Raw genomic sequence first — 20057 nt, forward strand, 5'->3', positions numbered from 1 at the left:
CACATGACTTTTGAGCATAGTCGGAGAAACGCGTTGCCGACAGGTTGGTGGTGATTCCCCCAATGCAGGGGGAATGTTTCAGTTAGCGGGAAAGGTAAGCGTAAATTTTTTGTGTATCGTCATGGGAGCACAGGCGTGTTCCCTGATTGAGTGTGGCTGCACTCCCCGCAGCTACGCCAAAACGGACCATCTCTTCAAGAGAGGCATTTTCTGCCAGTTTCAGTGTCATCGCGCCGACCATGCTGTCACCAGCGCCAACGGTGCTCTGGCTTTTCACCGGTGGTGGCACAACCTGAATGCAGTTTTCACTATCAACGCCCAGCGCCCCTTGTGGACCCAGGGAAACGACAACTCGTTTGGCCTTGCCGCTATTAACGATTTCCTGCGCGGCTTTGCGGACATCGTCTGGCTGGGTGAGTTCGCGATTCACCAGCGCACTGAGTTCTTTTTGGTTAGGCTTAACCAACTCGATGTTACCAATCGCCAGTGCTGCACTTAACGCTTCGCCAGAACTGTCGACGATACAGCGGATCCCTTGGTTTTGCGCAGCGGAAATCAGTTGGGTTAATTTTTCTAGCTTCACACCTGGCGGCAGGCTTCCGCTTATGACCAGGATAGCACCGGATTCAATTTCCAGAACTTGCTCTTCAAGCTGGCGAAACTCATCTTCACTTAATGCCGCGCCTGGCATGACAAAACGATACTGCTCACCGCTTGCTTCCACATGTACGTGTAAATTCTGCCGGGTCCAGTCTTTGGCTTCTACAGTAGCGACGGGGACATTTTCATCTGCCAACAGTGAAACCAGATGTTCGCCGGTCGCACCACCCGCCGGGAAGATCGCTGTGGCACTGCCTCCAAGATGGGCAATGGCGCGGGCGACGTTGATGCCGCCGCCTCCGGGTTCGAATACCGGTGCGGTACAGCGCAGCTTTCCTTCGGGATAAATTTGCGGGGTAATTGTTGCGCTATCGAGAGAGGGCGCAAGTGTCAACGTATAGATACGTACCATCATTTCCTCCTATAGGCTGATTTCAGTCTGGCACCGAATCAGCGGAAAGTGAAGAAATTAACAATATGATTTATTAGAGCTTTATTTAAAATTTTGCAGATAAATATATATAAATAAAAATCTGTTTTCGCCACATGCTTATTCAAAAAATGAAATAAGAATACATTGCTAAGTTATTCGCGCCTTTTTATAATTCGTTACCTTTCCAGGGACGCTAATCTTTGATCCTTAAGAAAGTTTCCGGGACCGCGAAGGTCTCTTTTTTTGTTGTACGGACTCTTGATAAATGAAGCTTTTGAAGACAGTTCCTGCCATCGTTATGTTGGCGGGGGGCATGTTTGCGTCACTGAATGCAGCTGCCGATGATTCCGTTTTTACTGTCATGGACGATCCTGCCAGCGCTAAAAAACCTTTCGAAGGTAATCTGAATGCAGGATATCTTGCACAATCAGGCAATACGAAAAGCTCCTCACTTACGGCTGACACTACCATGACCTGGTATGGACATACCACTGCCTGGTCGCTGTGGGGGAACGCCAGTAATACCTCTTCTAATGATGAGCGTTCTTCAGAAAAATATGCGGCGGGCGGGCGTAGCCGTTTTAATTTAACTGATTATGACTATTTATTTGGGCAGGCAAGCTGGCTGACAGACCGTTATAACGGCTATCGAGAGCGCGATGTGTTGACCGCGGGTTATGGTCGCCAGTTTTTGAATGGCCCGGTACACAGTTTCCGCTTTGAATTCGGTCCAGGTGTGCGTTACGACAAATATACCGACAATGCCAGTGAAACCCAGCCGCTGGGTTATGCCTCCGGGGCTTATGCATGGCAGTTGACTGACAACGCTAAATTTACGCAGGGTGTTTCAGTCTTTGGCGCGGAAGACACAACGCTGAACTCTGAAAGCGCATTAAATGTTGCTATTAATGAACATTTTGGACTGAAGGTGGCTTACAACGTCACATGGAACTCTGAACCTCCAGAGTCTGCACCGGAACATACCGATCGTCGGACAACCTTATCGCTGGGCTACAGCATGTAACATTATCTGCCGGACCGTAGTATGCGGTCTGGCTGTTTTCGTTTGTCACTGCTCAGCCCCAAATCATTGCTGCCCAACGTAGCAACAACATAGCGCCACAGATTGCCAGTAGCACCACCACCATCTTCCAGTGTTTTTTATCAAAGCGTTTAGTCGGCATACCAGTGTCCTGCATATCTCTTGTGCGTGATAACGGAGTGTAACAAAAGGGACAGGCAACAAGGGATTTTTTGCAATTGCAGCCGTCGGGTGGCGTTGTGCACCCGGTCACTGTTATTGAGTTTAAAGTATATGTATCAACATATACATCGTAAATATTTAGTTATAAATACGCCTGTAGTTCATCTGGACTAAAGCTCAGGCTTTGGCTGATTACATTTATAGCTGCATAATATGTTTCTACCGTTTTATAATGATTATGATGAATGGCTATATGAACAGCTGATATGTTGTCATAATTTTTAGCGGCCAACAGTGTGAATAACTGATGTTGACTAAAAGAATATTTTTTTGCAAAAGTACACAGCGTCGATATATAAGATAGCACGACGTCTTCATTACCCTTGCTCATGGCGATGTATAAAGCAGGGGTTCCATGTGCTGTTGCGCCTTTTAATAAATCCATGATGTTAATTTTACTGAGGTTATATTTAAAGGCGATTCCATAAATTTTTGAGAGGAACCGTGTGACACACAAAGGGTGATTATTTTCCATTGCAGCGAATAATCCTGGTTCACCGTCGTGTATTTTCATTGCTAAAATATCCATTACCAGCTTTTTGTTTAAAAGCTCTTGTGCTATTGGAGTGGTTAATGTATTAAGGAAGATATTGATTATTTCATCGAATCCATACAACATGGTAATGTAGAGTCCAGGTGTGTCATTGGCACTTTTAGTTTGCAGTAACTTAACTAGATTACTTTTATGAATGATGCGACTATTTACCAGTGACTGAATTTCTTGCATAAATATTTTTACGTTGTCAGTATGTCCGTTCATCATAGCCAGAAATAAAGCAGGAGTACCAACGCTATTCTGCGCAGTTATTATTTTAATGATTTCTTTTTCAGGGAGTATGCGCAACTGTTTGAATAATGTAATAAGCTGTTGAGTCTGTCCTGTGGCCATTATTAACAACATTGCCGATGGATGTATAGGGGCAAATGGCATTCGTGTCGCAATACCCGCGAAAATAGCCGCTGGAACTCCCTCAGGTAATAGAGGGAGAATTGCAATTGCACAGTTGCGAACATACATATCAGCCCAGGTCTGAGCATCGGGACCTGAACTGATGAACTTATCAAGCGAGACAAAGCCTCGTGCTGTCCTGTGGGTGCCTCTGACGGCAACATTGGTGTCGTTCGGATCGTAAACGGACACAACATAATTTAACTGTCCATCCGCTGCCAGCTTTATTCGTAGCCTTACTGATAAAGTATGATTGTCTATATATAAAATCGCGGACATATGACTGACATTGTTTGCCATCATCCGACAGAAGAAAATATCTAAAGCGAAGCCAAAATCCTTACTCGCGATAACGCGACTCCCTGCAGGAGGATGGCGAAGTAATGCTCTGAACTCCGCGTCCCGGACAATAGGGACATGCTGCTGTATGGATTCAACGGAGGAGTAATGTTTAATCAGATTGACTTTGCCTTTTCCATTTCCCAATGAATCAAGGGCGTATTGTAATGACAGATGGCGGCAAAAAATAGCGTCAGAAGGAGATTGCAAAAAAAATGCACTACCATTGAGATTTACTGTTGGTTGTATAGTTTTTTCTCTATGGATTTTTTTTGAGAGCTTCATGCAATGGTTACGTTTTTCGGCAGTTGACTGTTCCTGTTCAATATAATCCAGTATGCTTCGCAAATGGTTAGCTTTAATGGGCGTGGTTTCCAGAAGTAAGGAAATGATTTCTTTTTTATAGTGTAATGTAATGAGTATATTTTCTGCATGGATGGGGGAAGTGGCAAAGTTAATGATAAAAAGGGCAGTGGAATAACAATTTTGTGATATTTTTCGACAGCTTGCGGTAAATTCCTGAGTAACACAGTATGACAGCGTCGAACTTAAATCAGAGGTATCAAGTAGGGTGATGAGCTGGCGCGCAAATTGATTAATAGGCTCTGCTGAAGGCGTTGGTATGTCGCTATCGATGTGCACTCTATGAGGAGACTTATAATGAGTTCTGATAATGATATCGTTTTCACTCATAATCTATTCGCCTTATATATGTCTGGAGGTTTTGAGTATGATGATTAATTATTATCGCCAGAACGAAATGTGCACGAAAAATTGCTATAAGAATTGTGTCACTTTTATCATTGCGATATGACCAGTTCGTCATTAATCTCATGATCGTTTAAATACCACCGCCAAATAGCGCAACGAACTTTGCTGGATTCAGTTTATATGCGTAAATCCGCTCGCAGTAAACCTTTCAGACGCTGCGTGATGTTATGAGTGGTTCTTTAAGCGTTTTGCTGGTGTACTCACTACAAACGAATTGCGAATCGAATCAATGTGAAACGGAAAGGTACAATCTCCCTTTTTTTAGTGTTAACATCGTTCAACCGGGTGGAAGGTGAGAGGTTAATGTCTTTCATTTGTGTACCTGATTGCGAACCAATTTAGCATTTGTTGGCTAGATGGTTTCGCAATGAACTGTTAATAAACAAATTTTTCTTTGTATGTGATCTTTCGTGTGGGTCACCACTGCAAATAAGGATATAAAATGCCTGTTATAACTCTTCCTGATGGCAGCCAACGCCATTACGACCACGCTGTAAGCCCCATGGATGTTGCGCTGGACATTGGTCCAGGTCTGGCGAAAGCCTGTATCGCAGGGCGCGTTAATGGTGAACTGGTTGATGCTTGCGATCTGATTGAAAACGACGCACAACTGTCGATCATTACCGCCAAAGACGAAGAAGGTCTGGAGATCATTCGTCACTCCTGTGCGCACCTGTTAGGGCACGCGATTAAACAACTTTGGCCGCATACCAAAATGGCAATCGGCCCGGTTATTGACAACGGTTTTTATTACGACGTTGATCTTGACCGCACGTTAACCCAGGAAGATGTCGAAGCACTCGAGAAGCGGATGCATGAGCTTGCTGAGAAAAACTACGACGTCATTAAAAAGAAAGTCAGCTGGCACGAAGCGCGTGAAACTTTCGCCAACCGTGGGGAGAGCTACAAAGTCTCCATTCTTGACGAAAACATCGCCCATGATGACAAGCCAGGTCTGTACTTCCATGAAGAATATGTCGACATGTGCCGCGGTCCGCACGTACCGAACATGCGTTTCTGCCATCATTTCAAACTGATGAAAACGGCAGGGGCTTACTGGCGTGGCGACAGCAACAACAAAATGTTGCAACGTATTTACGGTACGGCGTGGGCAGACAAAAAAGCGCTAAACGCTTACCTGCAGCGCCTGGAAGAAGCCGCGAAACGCGACCACCGTAAAATCGGTAAACAGCTCGACCTGTACCATATGCAGGAAGAAGCGCCGGGTATGGTCTTCTGGCACAACGACGGTTGGACCATCTTCCGTGAACTGGAAGTGTTTGTTCGTTCTAAACTGAAAGAGTACCAGTATCAGGAAGTTAAAGGTCCGTTCATGATGGACCGTGTTCTGTGGGAAAAAACCGGTCACTGGGACAACTACAAAGATGCAATGTTCACCACGTCTTCTGAGAACCGTGAATACTGCATTAAGCCGATGAACTGCCCGGGTCACGTACAAATTTTCAACCAGGGGCTGAAGTCTTATCGCGATCTGCCGCTGCGTATGGCCGAGTTTGGTAGCTGCCACCGTAACGAGCCGTCAGGTTCGCTGCATGGCCTGATGCGTGTACGTGGTTTTACCCAGGATGACGCGCATATCTTCTGTACTGAAGAACAAATTCGCGATGAAGTTAACGGATGTATCCGTTTAGTCTATGATATGTACAGCACTTTTGGCTTCGAGAAGATCGTCGTCAAACTCTCCACTCGTCCTGAAAAACGTATTGGCAGCGACGAAATGTGGGATCGTGCTGAGGCGGACCTGGCAGTTGCGCTGGAAGAAAACAACATCCCGTTTGAATATCAACTGGGTGAAGGCGCTTTCTACGGTCCGAAAATTGAATTTACCCTGTATGACTGCCTCGATCGTGCATGGCAGTGCGGTACAGTACAGCTGGACTTCTCCTTGCCGTCTCGTCTGAGCGCCTCCTATGTGGGTGAAGACAACGAGCGTAAGGTACCGGTAATGATTCACCGCGCAATTCTGGGGTCGATGGAACGTTTCATCGGTATCCTGACCGAAGAATTCGCTGGTTTCTTCCCGACCTGGCTTGCGCCGGTTCAGGTTGTTATCATGAATATTACCGATTCACAGTCTGAATACGTTAACGAATTGACGCAAAAACTATCAAATGCGGGCATTCGTGTTAAAGCAGACTTGAGAAATGAGAAGATTGGCTTTAAAATCCGCGAGCACACTTTGCGTCGCGTCCCATATATGCTGGTCTGTGGTGATAAAGAGGTGGAATCAGGCAAAGTTGCCGTTCGCACCCGCCGTGGTAAAGACCTGGGTAGCATGGACGTAAATGAAGTGATCGAGAAGCTGCAACAAGAGATTCGCAGCCGCAGTCTTAAACAATTGGAGGAATAAGGTATTAAAGGCGGAAAACGAGTTCAAACGGCGCGCCCTAACCGTATCAATGGCGAAATTCGCGCCCAGGAAGTTCGCTTAACAGGTCTGGAAGGCGAGCAGCTTGGTATTGTGAGTCTGAGAGAAGCTCTGGAGAAAGCAGAAGAAGCCGGAGTAGACTTAGTCGAGATCAGCCCTAACGCCGAGCCGCCGGTTTGTCGTATAATGGATTACGGCAAATTCCTCTATGAAAAGAGCAAGTCTTCTAAGGAACAGAAGAAAAAGCAAAAAGTTATCCAGGTTAAGGAAATTAAATTCCGTCCTGGTACAGATGAAGGCGACTATCAGGTAAAACTCCGCAGCCTGATTCGCTTTCTCGAAGAGGGTGATAAAGCCAAAATCACGCTGCGTTTCCGCGGTCGTGAGATGGCGCACCAGCAAATCGGTATGGAAGTGCTTAATCGCGTGAAAGACGATTTGCAAGAACTGGCAGTGGTCGAATCCTTCCCAACGAAGATCGAAGGCCGCCAGATGATCATGGTGCTCGCTCCTAAGAAGAAACAGTAAGGCCTTCAAGTAGCACTGTCTGTGGAGCCTTTGGGCTTCACAGGCATTGTTCGCCTTTGTTTCGTTTATTAACAATGCGAAGTGGAAGTTATTAAAATGCCAAAAATTAAGACCGTACGCGGTGCTGCTAAGCGCTTCAAAAAAACCGGTAAAGGTGGTTTTAAGCACAAGCACGCTAACCTGCGTCACATTCTGACCAAAAAAGCGACCAAACGTAAACGTCACCTGCGTCCGAAAGCCATGGTTTCCAAAGGCGATCTGGGCCTGGTAATCGCGTGCCTGCCGTACGCATAAGCCGTTAACGTTTTTTAACTTTTTAATTAGAATATAGATACAGGAGAGCACATATGGCTCGCGTAAAACGTGGTGTTATTGCACGCGCACGTCACAAGAAAATTTTGAAACAAGCTAAAGGCTACTACGGTGCGCGTTCTCGCGTATACCGCGTTGCCTTCCAGGCTGTTATCAAAGCTGGTCAGTATGCTTACCGTGACCGTCGTCAACGTAAGCGTCAGTTCCGTCAACTGTGGATTGCGCGTATCAACGCAGCAGCACGTCAGAACGGTATTTCTTACAGCAAATTCATCAATGGCCTGAAAAAAGCCTCTGTTGAAATCGACCGTAAGATCCTGGCTGATATCGCAGTATTCGACAAAGTAGCGTTCACCGCTCTGGTTGAAAAAGCGAAAGCAGCTCTGGCATAAGCCAGTTGAAAGAGGGAGCTAGTCTCCCTCTTTTCGTTTCAACGCCATCAAAACATTGACTTTTATCGCCGTAGCCTTTTCAATAAAGGTCTTTTGAAAAGTACCAAAAGGTAACGCAAGCAATGAATGCTGCTATTTTCCGCTTCTTTTTTTACTTTAGCACCTGACTCCAGGAGGCTAGCGCGTGAGAAGAGAAACGGAAAACAGCGCCTGAAAGCCTCCCAGTGGAGGCTTTTTTTGTATGCGCGTTTTGAAAAATAAAAAGCCTGTCTCATCAGGCGTAATTGTCGCAGCCAGTCTGGGCACGGCCAGCGCGGAGAAACCGGAGCGTACTTAAGTACGTGAGGATTTCGAGCACTGCCCGGGTCCAAAATGGCAAGTAAAATAGCCTGATGGGATAGGCTCTAAGTCCAACGAACCAGTGTCACCACTGACACAATGAGGAAAACCATGTCACATCTCGCAGAACTGGTTGCCAGTGCGAAGGCGGCCATTAGCCAGGCGTCAGATGTTGCCGCGTTAGACAATGTGCGCGTCGAATATTTGGGTAAAAAAGGGCACTTAACCCTTCAGATGACGACCCTGCGTGAGCTGCCGCCAGAAGAACGCCCGGCAGCCGGTGCGGTTATCAACGAAGCGAAAGAGCAGGTTCAGCAGGCGCTGAATGCACGTAAAGCGGAACTGGAAAGCGCAGCGCTGAATGCGCGTCTGGCTGCGGAAACGATTGATGTCTCCCTGCCGGGTCGTCGTATTGAAAACGGCGGTCTGCATCCGGTGACCCGTACCATCGACCGTATCGAAAGTTTCTTCGGTGAGCTTGGCTTTACCGTGGCAACCGGGCCGGAAATCGAAGACGATTATCATAACTTCGATGCTCTGAACATTCCTGGTCACCACCCGGCGCGCGCTGACCACGACACTTTCTGGTTTGACGCTACCCGCCTGCTGCGTACCCAGACCTCTGGCGTACAGATCCGCACCATGAAAGCTCAGCAGCCACCGATTCGTATCATCGCGCCTGGCCGCGTTTATCGTAACGACTACGACCAGACTCACACGCCGATGTTCCATCAGATGGAAGGTCTGATTGTTGATACCAACATCAGCTTTACCAACCTGAAAGGCACGCTGCACGACTTCCTGCGTAACTTCTTTGAGGAAGATTTGCAGATCCGCTTCCGTCCTTCCTACTTCCCGTTTACCGAACCTTCTGCAGAAGTGGACGTCATGGGTAAAAACGGTAAATGGCTGGAAGTACTGGGCTGCGGGATGGTGCATCCGAACGTGCTGCGTAATGTTGGCATCGATCCGGAAGTTTACTCTGGTTTCGCCTTCGGGATGGGGATGGAGCGTCTGACTATGTTGCGTTACGGCGTCACCGACCTGCGTTCATTCTTCGAAAACGATCTGCGTTTCCTCAAACAGTTTAAATAAGGCAGGAATAGATTATGAAATTCAGTGAACTGTGGTTACGCGAATGGGTGAACCCGGCGATTGATAGTGATGCGTTGGCAAATCAAATCACCATGGCTGGCCTGGAAGTTGACGGTGTAGAACCGGTTGCCGGTAGCTTCCACGGCGTGGTTGTGGGTGAAGTGGTTGAGTGTGCGCAGCATCCGAACGCTGACAAACTGCGAGTGACAAAAGTGAATGTCGGCGGCGATCGCCTGCTGGACATTGTCTGCGGTGCGCCAAACTGCCGTCAGGGCCTGCGTGTGGCGGTAGCGACCATTGGTGCTGTTCTGCCGGGTGATTTCAAAATTAAAGCGGCAAAACTGCGCGGCGAACCGTCTGAAGGGATGCTGTGCTCCTTTTCTGAGCTGGGAATTTCTGACGATCACAGCGGCATTATCGAACTGCCAGCGGATGCGCCGATTGGCACCGACATCCGCGAATACCTGAAACTCGATGACAACACCATCGAAATCAGCGTAACGCCAAACCGTGCCGATTGCTTAGGCATTATCGGCGTGGCGCGTGATGTTGCCGTGCTGAACCAGCTGCCGCTGGTTGAACCGGAAATCGTTCCGGTTGGTGCGACCATCGACGACACGCTGCCGATTGCAGTAGAAGCGCCGGAAGCCTGCCCGCGTTATCTTGGCCGTGTGGTAAAAGGCATTAACGTTAAAGCGCCAACTCCGCTGTGGATGAAAGAAAAACTGCGTCGTTGCGGGATCCGTTCTATCGATGCAGTTGTTGACGTCACCAACTATGTGCTGCTCGAACTGGGCCAGCCGATGCACGCTTTCGATAAAGATCGCATTGAAGGCGGCATTGTGGTGCGGATGGCGAAAGAGGGCGAAACGCTGGTACTGCTCGACGGTACCGAAGCGAAGCTGAACGCTGACACCCTGGTCATCGCCGACCACAACAAGGCGCTGGCGATGGGCGGCATCTTTGGTGGCGAACACTCTGGCGTGAATGACGAAACGCAAAACGTCCTGTTGGAATGCGCTTTCTTCAGCCCGCTGTCTATCACCGGTCGTGCTCGTCGTCATGGCCTGCATACTGATGCGTCTCACCGTTATGAGCGTGGCGTTGATCCGGCACTGCAGCACAAAGCGATGGAACGTGCGACCCGTCTGCTGATCGACATCTGCGGTGGTGAGGCTGGTCCGGTAATTGATATCACCAACGAAGCAACGCTGCCGAAGCGTGCAACCATCACTTTGCGTCGCAGCAAACTGGATCGCCTGATTGGTCATCATATTGCCGATGAGCAGGTCACTGACATTCTGCGTCGTCTCGGCTGCGAAGTGACCGAAGGCAAAGACGAGTGGCAGGCAGTTGCGCCGAGCTGGCGTTTCGACATGGAGATTGAAGAAGATCTGGTCGAAGAAGTCGCGCGTGTTTACGGCTACAACAACATCCCTGATGAGCCGGTGCAGGCAAACCTGATTATGGGTACTCACCGCGAAGCCGATCTGTCGCTCAAGCGCGTGAAAACGCTGCTCAACGACAAAGGCTATCAGGAAGTGATCACCTACAGCTTCGTTGATCCGAAAGTGCAGCAGATGATCCATCCAGGCGTTGAAGCCTTACTGCTGCCAAGCCCTATTTCCGTTGAAATGTCAGCAATGCGTCTTTCCCTGTGGACCGGCCTGCTGGCAACCGTGGTGTACAACCAGAACCGTCAGCAGAACCGTGTGCGCATTTTCGAAAGTGGTCTGCGTTTCGTGCCAGATACTCAGGCACCGTTGGGCATTCGTCAGGATTTGATGTTAGCCGGTGTGATTTGCGGTAACCGTTACGAAGAGCACTGGAACCTGGCAAAAGAGACCGTTGATTTCTATGATTTGAAAGGCGATCTTGAATCCGTTCTCGACCTGACCGGTAAACTGAATGAGGTTGAGTTCCGTGCAGAAGCGAATCCGGCACTGCATCCGGGGCAATCCGCAGCGATTTATCTGAAAGGTGAACGTATTGGTTTTGTTGGGGTTGTTCATCCTGAACTGGAACGTAAACTGGATCTTAACGGTCGCACTCTGGTGTTCGAACTGGAGTGGAACAAGCTCGCAGACCGCGTGGTGCCTCAGGCGCGCGAGATTTCTCGCTTCCCGGCGAACCGTCGTGACATCGCGGTGGTGGTCGCAGAAAACGTTCCCGCAGCGGATATTTTATCCGAATGTAAGAAAGTTGGCGTAAATCAGGTAGTTGGCGTAAACTTATTTGACGTGTACCGCGGTAAGGGTGTTGCGGAGGGGTATAAGAGCCTCGCCATAAGCCTGATCCTGCAAGATACCAGCCGTACACTCGAAGAAGAGGAGATTGCCGCTACCGTCGCCAAATGTGTAGAGGCATTAAAAGAGCGATTCCAGGCATCATTGAGGGATTGAACCTATGGCGCTTACAAAAGCTGAAATGTCAGAATATCTGTTTGATAAGCTTGGGCTTAGCAAGCGGGATGCCAAAGAACTGGTTGAACTGTTTTTCGAAGAGATCCGTCGAGCTCTGGAAAACGGCGAACAGGTGAAACTCTCTGGTTTTGGTAACTTCGATCTGCGTGATAAGAATCAACGCCCGGGACGTAACCCGAAAACGGGCGAGGATATTCCCATTACAGCACGGCGCGTGGTGACCTTCAGACCCGGGCAGAAGTTAAAAAGCCGGGTCGAAAACGCTTCGCCCAAAGACGAGTAATCTGATCTAACTAAAAAGGCCGCTCTGCGGCCTTTTTTCTTTTCACTGTCGAAGAGTCACCGTAAAATCAACGCCATGACACTTCAGCAGAACGGATACCATGCTGACACTTGCCCGCCAACAACAGCGACAAAATATTCGCTGGTTATTATGCCTGTCAGTTTTGATGCTGCTGGCGCTTCTCTTAAGCCTTTGCGCCGGTGAACAATGGATTTCGCCAGGTGACTGGTTTACTCCTCGTGGCGAACTGTTCGTCTGGCAAATTCGCCTGCCACGTACGCTGGCTGTATTGCTGGTTGGTGCGGCGCTGGCTATATCCGGCGCTGTAATGCAGGCATTGTTTGAAAATCCTCTGGCAGAACCTGGACTACTTGGCGTCTCTAACGGCGCAGGCGTAGGGCTTATCGCCGCGGTATTGCTTGGGCAAGGGCAACTCCCAAACTGGGCACTAGGGCTGTGTGCGATTGCTGGCGCGCTTATCATCACTTTAATACTCTTACGTTTTGCCCGTCGTCATCTTTCGACCAGTCGGTTATTGCTGGCTGGTGTTGCATTAGGGATTATCTGTAGCGCACTAATGACGTGGGCTATCTATTTTTCCACCTCTGTTGATTTACGTCAGCTGATGTACTGGATGATGGGCGGTTTTGGCGGCGTAGACTGGCGGCAAAGTTGGCTGATGCTGGCATTGATCCCCGTGTTGTTGTGGATCTGTTGTCAGTCCAGACCGATGAATATGTTAGCACTTGGCGAGATCTCGGCGCGGCAACTGGGTTTACCCCTGTGGTTCTGGCGCAATGTGCTGGTGGCAGCGACCGGCTGGATGGTTGGCGTCAGTGTGGCGTTGGCGGGTGCTATCGGCTTTATTGGTCTGGTGATCCCACATATTCTCCGGTTATGTGGTTTGACCGATCATCGCGTATTACTTCCCGGCTGCGCGCTGGCAGGGGCGAGCGCATTACTGCTGGCCGATGTTGTAGCGCGCCTGGCATTAGCTGCCGCAGAGCTGCCTATTGGCGTGGTCACCGCAACGTTGGGTGCGCCGGTGTTTATCTGGTTATTGTTAAAAGCAGGACGTTAGCCGCAAAAAGACGGTCTATGATTAAAAGCTAAGATTTTTACTGACCACCCAGGAGAGACGATGCAAGATTCCATTCTGACGACCGTAGTGAAAGATATCGACGGTGAAGTGACCACGCTGGAGAAGTACGCCGGTAATGTGCTGTTGATTGTCAATGTCGCCTCAAAGTGTGGCTTAACGCCGCAATATGAGCAGTTGGAGAATATTCAGAAAGCCTGGGCCGATCGTGGTTTTGTGGTGCTGGGATTCCCGTGCAACCAGTTTCTGGAGCAAGAACCGGGCAGCGATGAAGAGATTAAAACTTACTGCACCACTACCTGGGGGGTGACGTTCCCGATGTTCAGTAAGATTGAAGTTAATGGCGAAGGACGCCATCCGCTGTATCAAAAATTGATTGCCGCAGCGCCGACGGCAGTCGCGCCGGAAGAGAGCGGATTCTATGCCCGTATGGTCAGCAAAGGTCGTGCACCGCTGTACCCTGATGATATTTTATGGAATTTTGAGAAATTTTTAGTTGGCAGGGACGGATTGGTCATCCAGCGTTTTTCCCCGGATATGACGCCGGAAGATCCCATTGTGATGGAAAGCATTAAACTGGCGTTGGCGAAATAATGTCTATTGTGATGCAGCTACAGGATGTTGCGGAATCAACCCGCCTTGGGCCGCTTTCTGGCGAGGTTCGGGCTGGGGAGATCCTGCATCTGGTGGGGCCGAATGGCGCGGGTAAGAGTACCTTACTGGCGCGAATGGCCGGAATGACCAGCGGTAAGGGAAGCATTCAGTTCGCGGGGCAACCACTGGAAGCATGGTCCGCAACAAAACTCGCGCTGCATCGCGCCTATCTTTCACAACAACAGACGCCACCGTTTGCAATGCCGGTCTGGCACTACCTGACACTGCATCAGCACGATAAAACGCGTACCGAACTGCTGAATGATGTCGCAGGGGCGCTGGCTCTTGATGACAAACTCGGACGTAGCACCAATCAACTTTCCGGCGGCGAATGGCAACGCGTACGTCTTGCTGCGGTGGTGCTGCAAATCACACCACAAGCCAATCCCGCAGGCCAATTACTACTTCTTGATGAGCCTATGAACAGTCTTGATGTTGCGCAACAAAGTGCGTTAGACAAAATTCTGAGCGCGCTGTGTCAGCAAGGACTGGCGATTGTGATGAGCAGTCACGATCTCAACCACACCTTGCGTCATGCGCATCGGGCGTGGTTGCTAAAAGGTGGAAAAATGCTGGCCAGTGGACGCAGAGAAGAGGTGCTCACGCCGCCAAATCTGGCGCAGGCCTATGGGATGAATTTTCGCCGTCTGGATATCGAAGGTCACAGAATGCTGATTTCGACCATCTGATTTCATTAGTATCTTGAAAATCGGGTAATTACGACGCTAAATTAATGCAAGAATAAAAAACAGAGGAACCGTACGGAATGCGTTTCTGCCTTATTTTGATCACAGCACTGTTTCTGGCCGGGTGTAGCCACCATAAAGCACCGCCGCCAAATGCCAGACTTTCTGATTCGATTACCGTTATTGCCGGTTTGAACGACCAGCTACAGAGCTGGCATGGCACGCCGTATCGTTATGGTGGCATGACGCGGCGCGGTGTGGACTGTTCGGGGTTTGTGGTTGTGACGATGCGCGATCGTTTCGATTTGCAGCTGCCCCGTGAAACCAAACAACAAGCCTCTATCGGCACGCAAATTGATAAAGACGAGTTGCTGCCTGGTGACCTGGTCTTTTTCAAAACGGGCTCCGGACAAAATGGTTTGCATGTAGGTATTTACGATACCAACAACCAATTTATCCACGCCTCTACCAGCAAGGGAGTGATGCGTTCCTCACTCGATAATGTCTATTGGCAGAAAAATTTCTGGCAGGCGAGACGAATCTAGTATGTCGAAAAATGGACGGCGATGATACATCTCCGTCCATTTACTCCTGAATACAGTAGTATTTTACAGACAAAAATACCGTATATGGATTATTCGTTTATAATCAGGATAATCTAATAAAAGGACCCCTGAAAAAGTGGTTAACATGGAACAAATGAAAGTTACTCCTTCTGTAATTGTTATGTCTTATGGCCTCATCCCTTTTAGCCGGATACTGAAAAACATCCTTCGAGAGGGACGGTTACCATGAAGATTTTTTTGGAGAATCTTTATCATTCTGATTGCTATTTCCTGCCGATAAGAGATAACCAGCAAGACCTTGTCGGCGTTGAGTTAATTACCCATTTCTCCAGTGAAGATGGTACGGTTCGTATACCGACGAGTCGGGTTATAGCGCAACTTACCGAGGAGCAACATTGGCAATTATTTTCTGAGCAGTTGGAATTGCTAAAATCATGCCAACACTTTTTTATTCAACATAAACTCTTTGCCTGGCTTAATTTAACCCCACAAGTGGCTACTTTATTATTAGACAGGGATAATTACGCGGGCGAACTATTAAAATATCCGTTTATTGAACTGTTGATTAATGAGAATTACCCGCATCTCGATGAAGGAAAAGATAATCGCGATCTTTTGTCCTTATCGCAAATGTATCCCCTTGTGTTAGGTAATTTGGGCGCAGGCAATAGCACAATGAAAGCGGTTTTTGATGGTCTTTTCACCCGCGTCATGCTGGATAAAAGTTTTATTCAGCAACAAATCACGCATCGCTCCTTCGAACCGTTTATTCGTGCGATCCAGGCGCAAATTTCCCCATGTTGCAATTGCATCATCGCGGGGGGCATTGATACGCCAGAAATAATGGCACAGATTACCCCCTTTGATTTCCATGCTCTCCAGGGATGCCTGTGGCCTGCCGTTCCTGTAAATCAGATAACGACGTTGGTTCAGCGATAACCCTCCTGTTTGCTGGTGTTTAAGACGAGAGTAACCGTCTACACTATCAAACAGGAGGATCTATGACCCTGTCTTTTATTACCCGTTGGCGCGATGAATTGCCAGCAACCTATACAACACTTTCCCCTACGCCTTTAAATAATGCCCGGCTGATTTGGCATAATGCCGAACTGGCTAACACGCTGGGTATTCCATCGTCACTGTTTAAAAATGGCGCAGGTGTCTGGGGTGGCGAAACCCTACTGCCTGGTATGTCACCACTGGCGCAGGTTTACAGTGGTCATCAGTTCGGCGTCTGGGCGGGCCAACTGGGTGATGGGCGCGGCATTTTACTCGGCGAACAACGGCTTGCTGATGGCACTACAATGGACTGGCATCTGAAAGGTGCTGGTCTGACGCCTTATTCGCGAATGGGTGATGGACGGGCTGTTTTACGTTCGACGATACGAGAAAGTCTCGCCAGTGAGGCGATGCATTATCTGGGTATTCCGACGACCCGCGCGTTAAGTATCGTCACCAGCGATTCGCCAGTGTATCGGGAAACGGTGGAGCCAGGCGCGATGCTGATGCGTGTGGCACCAAGCCATCTGCGCTTTGGTCATTTCGAACATTTTTACTATCGCCGCGAGCCGGAAAAGGTTCGTCAGTTAGCTGAATTTGCTATTCGTCATTACTGGTCACATCTTGCAGATGATGAGGACAAATACCGTCTCTGGTTTACCGATGTTGTCGCACGTACCGCATCGTTAATTGCCCAATGGCAGACGGTCGGCTTTGCTCATGGGGTGATGAATACCGACAACATGTCGCTGCTGGGGCTGACGCTTGATTACGGGCCGTTTGGTTTTCTTGATGATTACGAACCCGGTTTTATTTGTAATCACTCGGATCACCAAGGGCGTTACAGCTTTGATAATCAACCTGCCGTCGCGTTGTGGAATTTACAGCGTCTGGCGCAGACATTGTCACCATTTGTTGCCGTAGATGCCCTGAATGAGGCCCTGGACAGCTATCAGCAGGTTTTGTTGACGCATTATGGACAACGGATGCGGCAGAAACTGGGCTTCATGACGGAGCAAAAAGAGGATAACGCGCTACTGAATGAATTATTCAGTCTGATGGCGCGAGAGCGCAGCGATTATACCCGAACATTCCGCATGCTGAGTCTGACCGAGCAGTACAGCGCGGCGTCACCGCTACGTGATGAGTTTATCGATCGTGCGGCATTTGATGACTGGTTTGCCCGTTATCGGGTACGTTTGCAACAAGACGAGGTTACCGATAGTGAGCGTCAGCAGCTGATGCAAAGCGTTAACCCAGCTCTGGTGTTGCGCAACTGGTTGGCGCAACGGGCGATTGAAGCGGCAGAAAAGGGTGATATGACGGAATTGCACCGCCTGCATGAGGCGTTGCGAAATCCTTTCAGCGACAGGGATGATGACTATGTCAGTCGTCCACCTGACTGGGGTAAACGGCTTCAAGTCAGCTGCTCGAGTTAAAGGCTACTTGGTCAACAGCAGCTTGCCAGCCTGAGTTTTACGAAGCAGATATTCTTGCCCGTCATGATCGATAATCAGTTTGCCATCCGGACCTAACAGTGTCTGGCTGGTAATTCGCCGAATGGGCTGCGGGGAAGCGGTCTTGTGATTGGCATCCGTTTCAGGCGTGAGTTTTCTGCTATCCGTATAACGCATAAAAATTAATAATAATTGATATAACAATGATTCTTATTATCAATATTCTGGCGGGCCAGAGCAAGCAGTAATGTGTTGAGAAGACAACAAGTTGCGCAGAAATGCCCATTCCGTCAGGAATGGGCACGCATTCAGAAGCGGGTATCAACCGCAGAGGCGAGTTTTTCGACCAGGCGTTCGGTATCTTCCCAGCCCAGACACGGGTCGGTAATCGATTGACCGTAAGTGAGCGGCTGACCGCCGACGATTTTTTGCGTTCCTTCGCGCAGGAAACTTTCCGCCATAATTCCAGCAATCGCCGTAGAGCCATTGCGGATTTGCTGACAAATATCCTCACAAACTTCTAACTGGCGACGGTGCTGCTTCTGGCAGTTACCGTGGCTGAAATCCACCACCAGATGTTCAGGTAAATCAAACTCGTGCAGCGTATCGCAGGCTGCGGCGATATCATCGGCATGGTAATTCGGTTTTTTGCCGCCACGCATAATAATATGGCCATACGGGTTGCCACTGGTCTGATAGATGGTCATCTGACCGTTTTTGTCTGGCGAGAGGAACATATGGCTGGCGCGGGCTGCGCGGATAGCATCCACGGCAATCCGCGTGTTGCCATCGGTACCATTTTTAAAACCTACCGGACAGGAGAGTGCCGAAGCCATTTCACGGTGGATCTGACTTTCGGTAGTACGTGCGCCAATCGCGCCCCAACTGATTAAATCAGCAATAAACTGACCGGTCACCATATCGAGGAACTCAGTCGCGGTAGGGACGCCCAGCTCATTTACCTGTAAAAGTAATTTGCGCGCCAGCTCCAGACCGTGATTTACCCGATAGCTGCCGTTTAAATCCGGATCGGAGATTAGCCCTTTCCAGCCGACAACAGTTCGTGGTTTTTCAAAATAGGTGCGCATTACGATTTCCAGCCGTGACTGGTACTGGTTGCGCAGCGACTGCAGACGGGTGGCGTACTCCATTGCAGCGGTGAGATCGTGGATCGAGCAGGGGCCAATGATGACCAACAGTCGCTTATCTTCACCATTCAGTATTTTTTCAATTCTGCGGCGGGAGTCGGTGACATGGGTGGCGACGCCAGGCGTTACGGGATACCGTAGCGCGAGTTCGGCGGGCGTTACCAGGCTCTCAATACGCGCAGTACGGAGTTCGTCAGTTCTGTTCATTACAAGTCTCAGAAATTTGTTGCTTCTACGGCAGGACTACCGGGAAGTGATGCGCATCACGATAAACCAATCGCAGCTGATTTCAAGTGCGAGGTGTGACACACCTCGCCGGGTGGTTAGCATGATAACAAAAAAACAAGTTAATGCACTAGTTCTCTAGTACATTCGACGACTAAGGCCCATGATATCAAGGATCTTGGTGGCAATCTCTTCTACCGAATAATTGGTACTGTTAATCCACGGGATCTGATTTTTACGGTACAACGCTTCCACTTCCGCGACTTCCATCCTGCACTGACGAAGCGAGGCATAGCGACTGTTCTCCCGACGTTCCTCGCGAATCGCCGCCAGACGTTCCGGGTCGATAGTCAGGCCGAATAATTTATGCTGAAGCGGTTTGAGCGACGCGGGTAGCACCAGATTATCCATATCGTCGGCAATAAAGGGGTAGTTTGCCGCGCGGATACCAAACTGCATTGCCAGATACAAACTGGTGGGGGTTTTACCACAGCGAGAAACGCCGAGCAGGATCACCTGAGCCTGGTCCAGATTGCGCAACGAAATGCCGTCGTCATGGGCAAGGGTGTAATCAATCGCCGCAATGCGCGCATCGTATTTATTGAGATTATTAGGATTAAGGCCATGGGTACGATGAGCAATCGGCGTTGGATCCAGTTTCATCTCTTGTTGTAGCGGGGCAACCAGCGCCTGAACGATATCCTGGCAAAAGCCTTCACTTTGCAAGATGATGGCGCGAATCTCCGGCAACACGATGGAGTAGAAGACCAGTGGGCGCACACCTGTCTGGTGATAAATTGCGTCAATCTGATCCTTCACTGCCCGTGCACGGCTCTCATTTTCGACAAACGGCAGCGTAATGCTGCTGATAGTGACGGGAAATTGTGACATTACTGCGTGTCCTAATACCTCCGCAGTTATTGCCGTACCATCAGAAATATAAAAAACGTGGCGATCAACAGCATTATCCATTTTGTTCTTCCCGTAATGCAGACATAATTCTATGAAAGCATAAATTAAAAACGCACAGAAGCGTAGAACGTTATGTCTGGTTTATAAAATGAACCTTCAATTTTATTTTTTATGAAAACAGCATTTCATTTTTA

At 49.0% G+C, this 20057-nt stretch carries 21 protein-coding genes and 1 other annotated feature; of the genes, 15 read left to right on the forward strand and 6 right to left on the reverse strand.

All coding sequences use genetic code 11. The features are described from left to right. Positions 1-82: 82 nt before the first annotated feature. Positions 83-1012, reverse strand: coding sequence for a 6-phosphofructokinase II (gene pfkB / locus FQ015_RS03620; protein WP_000251742.1), 930 nt, complete (start codon positions 1010-1012; stop codon positions 83-85). Between the two features lie 286 nt (positions 1013-1298). On the opposite strand from pfkB, the gene FQ015_RS03625 reads away from it, so the two are divergent. Next, the gene (locus FQ015_RS03625; RefSeq protein WP_000771391.1) at positions 1299-2057 is read left to right on the forward strand and encodes a DUF481 domain-containing protein; all 759 of its coding nucleotides are present in this window, start codon (positions 1299-1301) and stop codon (positions 2055-2057) included. Positions 2058-2109: 52 nt separating this feature from the next. On the opposite strand, the gene yniD is transcribed toward FQ015_RS03625, so the two are convergent. Together yniD and espL1 are read right to left on the reverse strand one after the other, a co-directional pair. Next, the gene (gene yniD / locus FQ015_RS03630; protein ID WP_001142445.1) at positions 2110-2217 is read right to left on the reverse strand and encodes a small membrane protein YniD; all 108 of its coding nucleotides are present in this window, start codon (positions 2215-2217) and stop codon (positions 2110-2112) included. Positions 2218-2379: 162 nt separating this feature from the next. Beyond that, positions 2380-4278 (reverse strand): type III secretion system effector EspL1, encoded by a 1899-nt coding sequence (gene espL1, locus FQ015_RS03635; RefSeq protein ID WP_160523722.1) that lies wholly within the window; start codon positions 4276-4278, stop codon positions 2380-2382. A gap of 520 nt (positions 4279-4798) precedes the next feature. Here espL1 and thrS point away from each other — a divergent pair. The 14 genes from thrS to selO all read left to right on the forward strand — a co-directional run bounded on the left by thrS (position 4799) and on the right by selO (position 17560). After that, positions 4799-6727, forward strand: coding sequence for a threonine--tRNA ligase (thrS, locus tag FQ015_RS03640; protein ID WP_001144202.1), 1929 nt, complete (start codon positions 4799-4801; stop codon positions 6725-6727). A 3-nt stretch (positions 6728-6730) separates the two neighbouring features. Next, entirely contained in the window at positions 6731-7273 is a 543-nt protein-coding gene (gene infC, locus FQ015_RS03645) for a translation initiation factor IF-3 (RefSeq protein WP_001700733.1), read from the forward strand. 96 nt (positions 7274-7369) lie between these two features. Then, positions 7370-7567: a 50S ribosomal protein L35 gene (rpmI, locus tag FQ015_RS03650; protein WP_001124225.1), complete on the forward strand. Its 198-nt coding sequence runs from the start codon at positions 7370-7372 to the stop codon at positions 7565-7567. A gap of 53 nt (positions 7568-7620) precedes the next feature. Beyond that, positions 7621-7977, forward strand: a complete 357-nt coding sequence (rplT, locus tag FQ015_RS03655) for a 50S ribosomal protein L20 (RefSeq protein ID WP_000124850.1) — start codon at positions 7621-7623, stop codon at positions 7975-7977. Positions 7978-8093: 116 nt separating this feature from the next. Further along, positions 8094-8218 (forward strand) — a sequence feature (Phe leader region). Then, positions 8100-8144: a pheST operon leader peptide PheM gene (gene pheM / locus FQ015_RS03660; RefSeq protein ID WP_001386830.1), complete on the forward strand. Its 45-nt coding sequence runs from the start codon at positions 8100-8102 to the stop codon at positions 8142-8144. Its footprint overlaps the feature before it by 45 nt. Positions 8219-8427: 209 nt before the next feature. Continuing rightward, entirely contained in the window at positions 8428-9411 is a 984-nt protein-coding gene (gene pheS / locus FQ015_RS03665; RefSeq protein WP_000018588.1) for a phenylalanine--tRNA ligase subunit alpha, read from the forward strand. A gap of 14 nt (positions 9412-9425) precedes the next feature. Next, complete coding sequence (gene pheT, locus FQ015_RS03670; protein ID WP_032303156.1) at positions 9426-11813, forward strand: phenylalanine--tRNA ligase subunit beta; 2388 nt, start codon at positions 9426-9428, stop codon at positions 11811-11813. A 4-nt stretch (positions 11814-11817) separates the two neighbouring features. Next, entirely contained in the window at positions 11818-12117 is a 300-nt protein-coding gene (gene ihfA, locus FQ015_RS03675; RefSeq protein WP_001229265.1) for an integration host factor subunit alpha, read from the forward strand. A gap of 100 nt (positions 12118-12217) precedes the next feature. Next, on the forward strand, positions 12218-13198 hold the full coding sequence (gene btuC, locus FQ015_RS03680) for a vitamin B12 ABC transporter permease BtuC (protein WP_000956530.1): 981 nt from the start codon (positions 12218-12220) through the stop codon (positions 13196-13198). Between the two features lie 60 nt (positions 13199-13258). Then, positions 13259-13810, forward strand: coding sequence for a bifunctional thioredoxin/glutathione peroxidase (gene btuE / locus FQ015_RS03685; RefSeq protein ID WP_001154187.1), 552 nt, complete (start codon positions 13259-13261; stop codon positions 13808-13810). Then, positions 13810-14559: a vitamin B12 ABC transporter ATP-binding protein BtuD gene (gene btuD, locus FQ015_RS03690; RefSeq protein ID WP_000029466.1), complete on the forward strand. Its 750-nt coding sequence runs from the start codon at positions 13810-13812 to the stop codon at positions 14557-14559. Before btuE ends, btuD begins: the two co-directional genes overlap by 1 nt. A gap of 77 nt (positions 14560-14636) precedes the next feature. Next, the gene (locus FQ015_RS03695) at positions 14637-15101 is read left to right on the forward strand and encodes a C40 family peptidase (protein WP_001209785.1); all 465 of its coding nucleotides are present in this window, start codon (positions 14637-14639) and stop codon (positions 15099-15101) included. A gap of 246 nt (positions 15102-15347) precedes the next feature. Beyond that, a complete protein-coding gene (ydiV, locus tag FQ015_RS03700) occupies positions 15348-16061 on the forward strand; it encodes an anti-FlhDC factor (protein ID WP_001563444.1) in 714 nt (237 codons plus the stop codon). Between the two features lie 62 nt (positions 16062-16123). Then, on the forward strand, positions 16124-17560 hold the full coding sequence (selO, locus tag FQ015_RS03705) for a protein adenylyltransferase SelO (protein ID WP_105276969.1): 1437 nt from the start codon (positions 16124-16126) through the stop codon (positions 17558-17560). Positions 17561-17563: 3 nt separating this feature from the next. Here selO and hemP read toward each other — a convergent pair whose 3' ends face one another. The 3 genes from hemP to ppsR all read right to left on the reverse strand — a co-directional run bounded on the left by hemP (position 17564) and on the right by ppsR (position 19923). Next, on the reverse strand, positions 17564-17755 hold the full coding sequence (gene hemP / locus FQ015_RS03710) for a hemin uptake protein HemP (RefSeq protein WP_001270810.1): 192 nt from the start codon (positions 17753-17755) through the stop codon (positions 17564-17566). 131 nt (positions 17756-17886) lie between these two features. Next, positions 17887-18933 carry a 3-deoxy-7-phosphoheptulonate synthase AroH gene (gene aroH / locus FQ015_RS03715; RefSeq protein ID WP_001082226.1) on the reverse strand — a complete coding sequence of 349 codons (1047 nt, stop codon included), beginning with the start codon at positions 18931-18933 and terminating at the stop codon, positions 17887-17889. 156 nt (positions 18934-19089) lie between these two features. Next, positions 19090-19923, reverse strand: coding sequence for a posphoenolpyruvate synthetase regulatory kinase/phosphorylase PpsR (ppsR, locus tag FQ015_RS03720; RefSeq protein WP_000368046.1), 834 nt, complete (start codon positions 19921-19923; stop codon positions 19090-19092). Between the last annotated feature and the right edge of the window lie 134 nt (positions 19924-20057).

The sequence above is a fragment of the Escherichia sp. HH26CH genome, from assembly GCF_009820205.1.
GTDB classification, from domain to species: domain Bacteria; phylum Pseudomonadota; class Gammaproteobacteria; order Enterobacterales; family Enterobacteriaceae; genus Escherichia; species Escherichia coli_F.